The 10,004-nt window shown below is 62.8% G+C and carries 11 protein-coding genes; 4 read left to right on the forward strand and 7 right to left on the reverse strand.

All coding sequences use genetic code 11. The annotated features are described in order from the left end of the window. The 4 genes from ACIQC5_RS24005 to ACIQC5_RS24020 form a co-directional block, all read left to right on the forward strand. The coding region (locus ACIQC5_RS24005) for a hypothetical protein (RefSeq protein WP_400287699.1) at positions 1 to 713 on the forward strand (713 nt) is incomplete at its 5' end. Continuing rightward, a complete protein-coding gene (gene otnK, locus ACIQC5_RS24010; RefSeq protein ID WP_400287701.1) occupies positions 710 to 1,987 on the forward strand; it encodes a 3-oxo-tetronate kinase in 1,278 nt (425 codons plus the stop codon). The genes ACIQC5_RS24005 and otnK (ACIQC5_RS24010), both read left to right, overlap by 4 nt. A 42-nt stretch (positions 1,988 to 2,029) precedes the next feature. After that, positions 2,030 to 2,332, forward strand: a complete 303-nt coding sequence (locus ACIQC5_RS24015) for a putative quinol monooxygenase (protein ID WP_400287703.1) — start codon at positions 2,030 to 2,032, stop codon at positions 2,330 to 2,332. 137 nt (positions 2,333 to 2,469) lie between these two features. Continuing rightward, entirely contained in the window at positions 2,470 to 3,468 is a 999-nt protein-coding gene (locus ACIQC5_RS24020; RefSeq protein WP_400287705.1) for an amidohydrolase family protein, read from the forward strand. A gap of 40 nt (positions 3,469 to 3,508) precedes the next feature. On the opposite strand, the gene ACIQC5_RS24025 is transcribed toward ACIQC5_RS24020, so the two are convergent. From ACIQC5_RS24025 to otnK (ACIQC5_RS24055), 7 genes are all read right to left on the reverse strand, one after another. After that, positions 3,509 to 4,432 carry an AEC family transporter gene (locus ACIQC5_RS24025; RefSeq protein ID WP_400287707.1) on the reverse strand — a complete coding sequence of 308 codons (924 nt, stop codon included), beginning with the start codon at positions 4,430 to 4,432 and terminating at the stop codon, positions 3,509 to 3,511. A 42-nt stretch (positions 4,433 to 4,474) separates the two neighbouring features. Then, on the reverse strand, positions 4,475 to 5,101 hold the full coding sequence (otnC, locus tag ACIQC5_RS24030; protein ID WP_400287709.1) for a 3-oxo-tetronate 4-phosphate decarboxylase: 627 nt from the start codon (positions 5,099 to 5,101) through the stop codon (positions 4,475 to 4,477). Continuing rightward, positions 5,098 to 5,811: an aspartate/glutamate racemase family protein gene (locus tag ACIQC5_RS24035; protein WP_400287710.1), complete on the reverse strand. Its 714-nt coding sequence runs from the start codon at positions 5,809 to 5,811 to the stop codon at positions 5,098 to 5,100. The genes otnC and ACIQC5_RS24035 overlap by 4 nt, the downstream gene beginning before the upstream one ends. A gap of 10 nt (positions 5,812 to 5,821) precedes the next feature. Beyond that, positions 5,822 to 6,103, reverse strand: coding sequence for a hypothetical protein (locus ACIQC5_RS24040; RefSeq protein ID WP_400287711.1), 282 nt, complete (start codon positions 6,101 to 6,103; stop codon positions 5,822 to 5,824). Positions 6,104 to 6,124: 21 nt separating this feature from the next. Continuing rightward, a complete protein-coding gene (locus ACIQC5_RS24045; protein WP_400287713.1) occupies positions 6,125 to 7,480 on the reverse strand; it encodes a TRAP transporter large permease subunit in 1,356 nt (451 codons plus the stop codon). 12 nt (positions 7,481 to 7,492) lie between these two features. Next, the gene (locus tag ACIQC5_RS24050; protein ID WP_400287715.1) at positions 7,493 to 8,659 is read right to left on the reverse strand and encodes a lactonase family protein; all 1,167 of its coding nucleotides are present in this window, start codon (positions 8,657 to 8,659) and stop codon (positions 7,493 to 7,495) included. Then, a partial coding sequence (gene otnK, locus ACIQC5_RS24055; protein WP_400287716.1) for a 3-oxo-tetronate kinase occupies positions 8,646 to 10,004 on the reverse strand: 1,359 nt, incomplete at its 5' end. The genes ACIQC5_RS24050 and otnK (ACIQC5_RS24055), both read right to left, overlap by 14 nt.

Here is a 10,004-nt window from a genome sequence, read left to right on the forward strand (position 1 = left end):
ACTGGGCCCAAAGAGCAGAAGAAGGCACCATGTCATCCGGAGAGACGCGTCCGCTGGTTGCGCTCATCAGCGCCAACCCGGCCGCCCTTGGGCCGGCCAACGAAGCGTTTGCATCAGGGTTCCCCGAAGCGCGGCTGTGGAACATCCTCGATGACCAGTTGCAGGAAGATGCGGACGTCCGAGGTGTGACCGGGTCCTTGGCCGAGCGGATGCACCGGTTGATCACCCATGCGGTGCTTGAGGGTGCGGATGCTGTCCTCCTCACCTGCCCCGTTTACGCAACTGCTGTTCAGTCCTACGCCGACAAATGCCCAGTCCCTCTGCTCGATCCTGATGCGATGGCCCTGGATGGCCTCTTCGCACAGGTTCCGGGATCAGTTCTGGTGCTCGCCAGCGACCATCAGCCACTGACAGTCGCGATAAACCGCTTTATCAACGAGTCCGCCGGACGAGGTGTTCCAGTGGAGACCCGCGGTGCTGTTGTTCCTGGAGCCAAGCCCGCAGCCCTGCACGGCAGCACAGAGGAACTCGTCACCGCCCTGGCCGCAATGGTCACGGAACAGCCGTCACCTCCCGACGCCGTTCTGCTCGCCCAATATTCCCTGGCATCCGCGGCCAAGGAACTTCAATCCACCACAGGCATACCGGTTTTCTCCGGCCCCATCAGCTCAGCCGCGGCACTTCGCCGCACCATTCTTGGAGGTACACGATGATCGGTGTCATTGCCGATGACTTCACAGGCGGCACAGATGTTGCTGTCGCATTCCGCCGCGCAGGACTCCGCGTCCTGATCCAATTCGGCGTCCCGGAAGTCGTCTCAGGCAACGACGGAGCCGACGTCGTGGTCATTGCGCTCAAAACCCGCACCCTCCCTGCCGATCAGGCTGTGGCACAGTCGTTGCATGCGGGCCGGAAGCTCCTGGACGCCGGTGCGAAGCAGCTCTTCTTCAAGTTCTGTTCAACGTTCGATTCCACCCCGGCCGGAAACATCGGCCCGGTCAATGATGCCTTGGCGGACATGACCGGCAGCAGTGTCACCGTCGTGGTGCCCAGCTCTCCCTCGCACGGACGCACCCAGTACAACGGTCATCTATTCGTCCACCATCAGCTCCTGTCGGACTCACCAATGCGTCATCACCCCCTGACGCCCATGACCGATTCGCGCGTGCCGGAACTGCTCCGCTCCCAAACAGCACGCGCCGTCTCCTTGGTAACCCTGCAGCAAGTCCACGCTGGAACCGAAGCACTGACCGCTGCGATCGCCGGGCTGCAAAACTCCGGAATCCCCTATGCCGTGGTAGACGCAGTTGAGTCCGGCGACCTTGCCACCATTGGCAGGGTGGTCATCGATCACCCCTTCGTTTCCGGAGCCGCCGGTCTCGCTGGCGGGCTGGCAACGGCAATCGCCGAACGCAACACCTCCACCCGCAAACCGGCACCCCTCAATGACGGGTCCGGCCACGACGGCCCGGCGGTCGCGCTGGCAGGATCCTGTTCCGCCCGCACTCTCCAGCAAATCGAAGCAATGCAGGCCGCTGGACACCCCTCATTTCAGCTCGATGCTGTAGCAGTACCGGACTCTTCCCTGCTGTCCGAAGCCGCTCTGGCCTGGTACGACGAGCAACCGCCCGGCACTGCCCCGCTGATCTACTCTTCGTTGCCGCCGGAGAAGCTCCGTGAATCCCAGCGCCGGCTCGGGGTCACCGCTTCGGCTGAAATTCTGGAGACAGCCATGGGCCTCATCGCCCGTGAACTGGTCAGGCGAGGGGTGCAGCGAGTCGTCGTCGCAGGTGGCGAAACCTCAGGCTCCGTGGTGACAGCACTCCACGTCAGCGGCGGACTAATCGGTTCCGAGGCTGCTCCTGGCGTCCCCTGGATTCATACCTCACACAACGGTCCACTGGCCCTACTCCTGAAATCAGGAAACTTCGGCGACGTCGACTTCCTCGTCCAGGCCGTGAGCCCCCGAACGACCGTGGCCGTATAGCCTGTTCCCAACAACTGACCATGAAGGGAACAGGCAACATCGATGTACAGTCTGTGGGTCACGCTGGAGGTACAGCCCGAGGGTCGGAAAGAGTTTCTGGAGGCCATCACGCGCAACGCCGAGTCGTCTGTCCGGGATGAAGATGGGTGCCTTCGCTTCGACGTCATCGAACTGGGCGACGGAACAAACACCTTCGCTTTCTACGAGGTATACACCGATCGTGCCGCCTTTGAGGAAGAGCACCTCAAAGCCCAGCATTTTCTTGCCTACAAGGACATCTCCACACGCGTCGTCGTCCCCGGAAGCCAGCGCGAAACCGGCGGCCCCATGATCGCGTCCTTCTAAGAAAGCGGCCCGGCGGCCAGAATGATGCCACCACCGGCACCTAAAGTGGTTGACTGGCCGACCACTTTACCCGATGATGAAGGTTGCCCACCTCACTTGCTTCGAGACGGGCGCGTATTCCTCAAAGGAGAGACCCAATGACAGATCGTCTTCGGCCAGATTCAGCCTTGTTCGCCGCCGGTTCGTTCAACCGCCGCACACTGGTCCGGGGGGCCCTGGCGGGCGTTGCCCTGGCTGCCGGCGGCGCGGCCGCAGCACAGGCCACGTCCGAGAGACCGGCGCCCTTTTCTGCAGGAACGGAAAGGGCTTCCTATAGGGTCCCCGGCCAGGCCACAGATTGCCACATGCACATCTTCGATCCCGACAGATTCCCCTATCCATCGCCGACCGCGACTCCGCCGCCCAAGTCAACAGTTGCCGATTACCGTCTCCTGCAACGCCGCACGGGCACCAAACGCACGGTGGTCGTCACACCGTCGAACTACAGCACAGACAACCGCTGCACGCTCGACGCCATCGCACAGTTAGGGCTCCGGGATGCCCGTGGAGTAGCGGTGATCGACAACACCTTCACGGACGCGCAACTACGGGAAATGAACGACGGCGGAATCCGCGGAATCCGCTTCAACCTCACCCGCCCGGGTGGCGCCGGGGCGGAACTGATCCGGCCGCTGGCCGAACGTGTTGCGGACCTTGGCTGGCATGTGCAGATCCATATGACGGCAGAGGGAATCCAGGAAAACCTTGCTCGGATCAGCGACCTGCCCACCGACTTGGTCATCGACCATATGGGCAGGATACCGGGAGCCACAGGGACCGCGCATCCTGCGTACGATGCCATTCTTCGACTCATCGATGAGGGAAACACCTGGGTAAAGCTCTCCGGCGTGTACCACGAATCACCGGTCGGCCCCCCGTCCTACAGCGACCGCGCCGCAGTTGGTTCGGCTTTTGCCCGGGCCGCGCCTGAGCGCATGCTTTGGGGCAGCGACTGGCCCCACCCTACCGCTTCCCGGGGCGAGGTACCCATGCCCGACGATGCCGCCATGCTGGATCTGTTCGCGTCCTGGGTTCCGCGACAACAGGACCGTAAGAGAATTCTTGTGGACAACCCGGAAAAACTGTACGGGTTCTGACTGGGACAACCCCGGGCACGGAGCCGCTGCCGTGCCCGGGCTACCGGCCCATCAGCAACGCGGCGGCAAGCACGGCAGGTATGGCAGCAACTGAGGTGAGCAGGATTGAGTCGCGGGCGATAGCGGCGCCTCTGTCGTAGCGGCTGGAAAACAAGAACACGTTCTGGGCTGTCGGCAGGGCGCTCATAATCACGGCGGCGAACGCTTGCGCATCATCCACGCCGAAGACGTAGCGGGCGAGGACAAACGTCAGGGCCGGCATGATGGCGGCTTTGAGTCCACTGGCGACCAGCACGTCGGTCCGAACCCCGCCGGACCGCAACGGCCTGCTCCCGGGCAAGCTCATTCCAAAAGCCATCAAGACCAGCGGCACGGCCGCCCCGCCCAAGACCTTGACCGGATCCCAGATCAATGGGGGCAGCTCCAGCCCGGTCCAGGCCACAACGGCCCCCAGAAATGAGGCGATAATCATCGGATTCCGCACCGGTTGGGCGAGCAACGATCTGAGCGTGGGCCGCTGTCCTGTCGTGAGGTCAAGGAGCAGGAGAAACAGTGGCGAGAGCACCAGCAACTGCACGAGCAAGACCGGGGCAACCGGAGTGGCGTTGCCAATCGCGTAGACCGCGACGGGAATCCCGATGTGATTGGCGTTGACGTAGGAGCTTGCCATGGCGCCCACGACGATTTCTGCACCCTTGCGGGGAAACCACAGCGCACTCAGGCCCCAGTAAAGCAGGCACGTCAGTACAGCCGCGGCAAGGGCCAAGGGCACCAGGGCCGAGAAGATGTCACCGAGTTCCGAGCCCGCCAAAATGGTAAAGAGGAGCGCCGGATTGGTGATGAAGAAGGCGATCCTGGACAAGACCGGCCCAGCTGACGGGCCGGCGATGCCAGCCCGTCCAGCCAAGTAGCCAACCAGGATAATGCTGCCGACGAGCGCAAATCCTGCGAAAATCCCGCCCATTCAGCCCCCGTCCGTGCAGGACGTCTTTACAGGGGCCACAGATCAGATTCGTGCGGCAGCGGCAGCCTGCTCGGGCGTGAGCGGTCGCGTGGCGCGTCCGTGCAGGAGCAGGTAGACCTTGGCCGTCTCCTCAAGCTCTTCAAGTGCATCCATGGCACTGTCCACATCTTTGCCTGCCACGACGGGGCCGTGATTGCTCAGCAGCATGGCAAGGTGTTCGACAGCTGTAGCCTCGGCCAGGCCCTCCAGCGCCGGATCCCCCGGTGCGTGATAGGGCAGCAAGGGAAGGGTTCCTACCCGCATGGCGAAGTAGGCCGTCAGCGGTGGGATGGCGCTGCCGGTCGCGGTGTGTTCCAGGCAGGACACGGCGGCCGAATATGTCGAGTGGGTATGTACCACTGCAGTGTCCTGCGGACGGGCCCGGAGGACAGCCGCGTGCAGGAAGGCCTCTTTGGAGGGTTTGTTGCCACTGACATGCGTTCCAGCGGCGTCAATGACTGAGAGTTCGTCCGGCCGGACAGTCCCAAGGCTGCTGCCCGTCGGGGTAACCAGAATGGCGTCACCCCAGCGGACGCTGATGTTTCCTGTTCGGCCGTGAGTCAGGCCCCGGTTGAAGATGGATCGGGCTGCGTCCACGACGCTTTCGCGGAGGCGGCTTTCGGTGCTCATGCATTCTCTTTCTTGGGGGTTGTTGCAGAGGTTGGGTTCCCCAGCAGTTGAGACCGGAGGGTGGCGGCTGCAAGTTTCGGACCCGCCAGAACCGGTTTGTCGAGGGCAGCGGCCAAGGCCTCGGCCGCCGGGGAAAGCGAGTACTGGGCCAGTAAGACGGCATCAGAATCTTCCTGATCTCTGCAGGCTGCCTCGAGCGCGCGGCTCAGGCGTTCCGTGTCTGCGTCCGCTGCGGCTGCCGCTGCCCCCTCGGCAACGATGCCGGTGACGGAGATGTCCTGACCGGCTGAGGCTGCTGCTGCCGAGAACCGCTCCAGCGCGTCTTCCAGCGGGCCCCGGGCTGAGGCCAGCAGCACGATGCGCTGGTAGCCGCCGGACAAAGCGGCCTTGAATGCTGACGCGTCGGGGGCATGGATCGGGATGGACAGCTCAGCTGCGAGCCGTTCGGCGATGGGCCCGTACATGGAGCACGTCAGAAGGATTCCGTCCGCACCCTCAGTTTCGGCGTGGCGAATCAATCGGGTCATGCGTTCGGCCAGGCCCTCGGTGACGCCCCCTTGGGCTGTAGCGTCGTCTAGAAGGCGGTCATCGAGAAGGTTCCATAATCTGGCTTCAGGGAAAACCTCATGAAAAGCCCCGGTAGCGGGCGGGATCGCCACCGGGGTCGCACTGATCAGCGAGATCAGCGGGTTGGATTGATGATGGGTCACGGTGCGTCTCCTAGTCGGCGGATTTCCAGCCATGTGCCATGGCAAGGATGAGGGTGAATGTTCCAAACGCAGCAGCGACCCAGTACGTGAGCGGCCCCAAGGTCTTGGACACCCCGATGATGAAGTCACTGCTTCCGATCAGCAACCCCGCGAGCTGGAGCAGCACAAGCACCGTCCCCAGAAGCAGCATTGCTACCAGGAGTGCAACGAAGATCATGGTCAGGACACGGATCAGTGCCTTGCGGCGTGGCCCAAAGCCGGGGCCGGCGTCGATGTGTTTTTGTGAAGACATTTATCAGCCTTTCTGGTCCGGCTAGTGGGGAATGGGTAGCAGGTTGAACGCCACCACCACGGGGATGATCAGGAACGGCACCACGTAGAACACCACCAGCGGCACGAACGTTTTGGCGGGATTCACTTCCGCGATGCTCGCTGAGATGAAGATGGACGGACCGCCAGGCGGGGACGCGCCTTCTGTGGAGATGGCCACCATGATGGCGCAAACAGCCAGCGCCGGGTGAACTCCTGCTGCCACGAGGACTGCGAACGCACCACCGCCGAGGGTCGCGGCCGTGGCAGTGGCACTCAGCGGACCACCCACCAGGGCTATGATCACCACAATGATCAGCACTGTGACGATGGCCGGTGCGTTCAGGCCGGTGAGCGCATCACGCAGCTGCTTGTCCAACCCAAGGGCAAGAAGGACCGCGCTGCCGGCGAAGGAGAACACCAGTGTTGCGCCGATGTCCTTGAACCGTGGGGCCGTACTGGCGATGAAGGTGTACCACGCACGAGGTGCGGAGGGCAGTTGTTTACGACCGATGATGAGGCTGAGGATGCCGAGGAGAACAGGGATCCACAGCAGGATGTCGATCGCTTTGACGGCATCGGGTCCTTTGTCGCCGAGCAGTCGGGCGATGAGCTCAGCGCCGACGCCAACGGTAAGAAGAATCGGCACGGCTATGCCCAGGTAGACGATCAATGATCGCCACCCCTGTTTCAGGGACCGTCGCAGCGGCATGAGTTCTTCACCGGAGACCTTGGCAATTTTGTAGCGCCGCACAAAGTAGAAGATGCACAGCAGTCTCCACAGCACGCAGTATCCGGCGACGACGAACATCGCTACCAGGGTGGCGTTCTTGTCGATGTTCGGCCCCACGGTGGCAAGCCCCACAAGGATGAGATAGGAGGCGCTGGGCGGGATGACCGTGCCGTTGCCGGAGTTTCCTGCAACGACGGAGGAGGCGATGTGTTTGGGCCAGTTTGAGCGTTCCATCCATGGAATCGTGACCGATCCGATGGTGGCTGCATTCGCAGACGCGGAGTGGGTCAGCGCCCCGAAGCCCGCAGAGGCGAGGGTGGAGACGTAGCCTGCGCCACCGCGGAGTCGGCCAAGCATGGAGTTCAGGATATGGACCTGATGGTGGATGATGCCGGTCTGCGTCAGCACGAATCCGATAAAGGTGAAGGACATCGCCGCGAAGACCACAGGCTGCTTGAAGGCTTCCCCGAGGCCTGTGCCCAGAAGCGCGAAGAAGTCGGCTCCGCCAAACAGGCACAGCACGAGGAAGCCGACAATCATTGCCTCGCCGATGCCCCGTTTAACGACGGTGGCCCACACGAGGATGGTGATGAGATAGACGATCAGCGCCCAGACGGCGATTCCCACGTCATCTCCTTTCTAGAGGGTGGACGAACGGTCTGCGTCGACGCGGTGCTCTGGTGACGGCTTGCCGTTTTCTGCGGAGACCGGGAGGCGGTGCCTCAAGATCGCGACGGGACTGCCGGTGGCAGCTCGGAACACCGGCGGCCCGGGAGTTCCCGTGGTTGGATCCAAAGGGTGGGCTGCGATGGAGTGTCCCCGTTCGTGGGCGACGAGCAATGCCCCCGCTTCGGCGTCCAAGCAGAAGAAACGGGGCCTGATGCCGTGGGTCTCGGTCCAGCGTCCGGTGCCAAGACGGCCCGTGTCGGGATCGACGTCGTACGTGCCGATAGTGTCCGGGAACTCCCCACCGGGTGAGTGATCTCCGGGTCCGCTGCGGTTGGAGACATAAACATGCTTCCCGTCGGCGCTGACCGCGATTTCGGCCCCGCGGCTGTCCCCGGTGACAGTGTCCGGCAGTGCGGACGTGGACTGGATAGGGCGAAGTGTGCCGGTAGTGGCGTCCCAACTGTAGGTGGTTACCGTTGAAAGGAATTCCTCGATCGAGTACGCGAAGTTGTTGGATGGTGAAAACGACACGTGGCGTGGTCCAGACATTTCCCGCAACCGTATGGTCCGGTCCTGGTGCCACGTCAGGGACCCGGTGCTGTCGATCGAGATCGTGAAGATTGAATCCAGGCCTTTGTCCGGGACCAATGCGTACGAACCGGTGGCGTCGAAGACCACCTGGTGGGGTTTGGAACTGTTTTGGTCACGGCGGTGCGGCCCGGTTTCACCCTCGAAGGACAGCAGACCTGCGACCGGGCCGAGACTGTCATCCGGGAGTATCCGGATGCTGGCTACCGTGCCGCTGTTGTGGTTGGCCACCACGAGAAACTGCTGGTCCGGGCTGAGTGCCAAATGGACCGGGTTCACCCCCCCGGCATCAACCGTGTCGCGGTAATCGATGCGTCCGGTCGCCGGGTCCAGCTCCAGGGCGCTGATCTGGTTCCCGTCGCCATGGGCGACATAAAGCTGTGTGCTTCTTGGACTGAGGATCATGAAACTGGGGTTGTCCATGCCCACCGTTTGCCGTGGGAGCCAGCGTCCGTCGTCGAGGATTTCGAAGACCTCCAGCCCGCTGCCGCGCCCCTCGCGCAGCACGCTGGTTCGTGAACCGACATAGGCAAGTTCAGTGACCGGCAAGGCTGGCCTCCCCGGCGTTGGCGTCCGCGTGGACGGCTTGGGCCAGCATCCTGGGGTCCCCGAAGTTGCCGGATTTCAAGAGCAAAGCGATGGGAATCTCCCCTGTGGTGTAGATCCATGGCACCCCGGGGGCCATTTCCGTTCCGATGGTCCCGCCCTGGACGCCCAACGCCTGGACAACCGCACCGGAGGTTTCGCCTCCGGCAGTGACGATTCGGCGCACGCCCCTTTCAACGAGCCCACGGGCAATCAAACCGGTGGCCTTTTCGAGGATGGCGGAGGATCTTTCGGTGCCCAAAATCTCCTGGGTCCGTCGCAGCTCTCCGGGTTCGAGTGTTGAGTAGATCAGCGGCCGGGCGTCATGAGGCAGTGTCCCGAACCAGGCAAGGGCCGATTCTGCCAGCTGTACAGGGTCCGGGCTTGAGACAGCGTCGAGGAAGAACGAGGGTTCCCGCTCGCGCATGTAAGAGACCTGTTCCCGGGTCCGGGCAGAACAGCTTCCCGCCAAAGCGACTGCCCGCCCGGTTCCGACCGGGTCCTGTTCGTGGTCATGGCTGCTTCCCCGGTTGCCGGCCAGAGATCGGCCAAGTCCCCCGGCCAGTCCGGCGGCGCCTGTAACCAGCACATCGTCGCGACAGGCATCACCGATGGCTTGCAGGTCTGTAGCGGTAATGGCATCCGTGACTGCATAGCGGACACCGCGGCCGGCCATCTCATCGAGGTACTCCCGGATTGCCCGGGCGCCTGCACGTACCGTTTTTTGGCTGACGAGTTCTACAGGGCGTTCCGTCTGGGCACTGAGCAGACGGACGACGTTGGAATCAGTCATCGGCGTCAAGGGATGGTGGCTCATCGGAGACTCGGCCAGTGGCTGTTCGGCGACGAACAGATTACCCATGTACTGGGTGCGGCGGTGTTCAGGTGAGGCCGGAGCTACGACCGTCAGACGGGAACCCTGGAGATCGGCCAGCGCGTCGGCTACTTGGCCGATGTTGCCTTCGGGTTTGGAATCGAAGGTGGAACAGTATTTGAAGTAGAGCTGCGAGGCGCCATGGTTCTTAAGCCATTCTGCGGCGCGCAGGGATTCGGCGACGGCGTCGTCTACCGGGAGGGTCCTTGTTTTCAATGCAATGACCACAGCGTCATGGTACGGCAGGATCGTCTCCGAATCGGGCGAGCCGAACAGAATGACTGTTGCCAGTCCGGCACGTCGGAAAGCGACGGCAACGTCAGTACCACCGGTCACATCATCAGCGATGACACCTATCACTGTTGTTCCTACCATTTCGTGGGGTTTCCGGACACGGACGCATGGCCTCTTGCCGGTTGGGCAATGTGCGTGCAC

The organism is Paenarthrobacter sp. NPDC092416 (assembly GCF_044755025.1).
GTDB lineage: Bacteria > Actinomycetota > Actinomycetes > Actinomycetales > Micrococcaceae > Arthrobacter.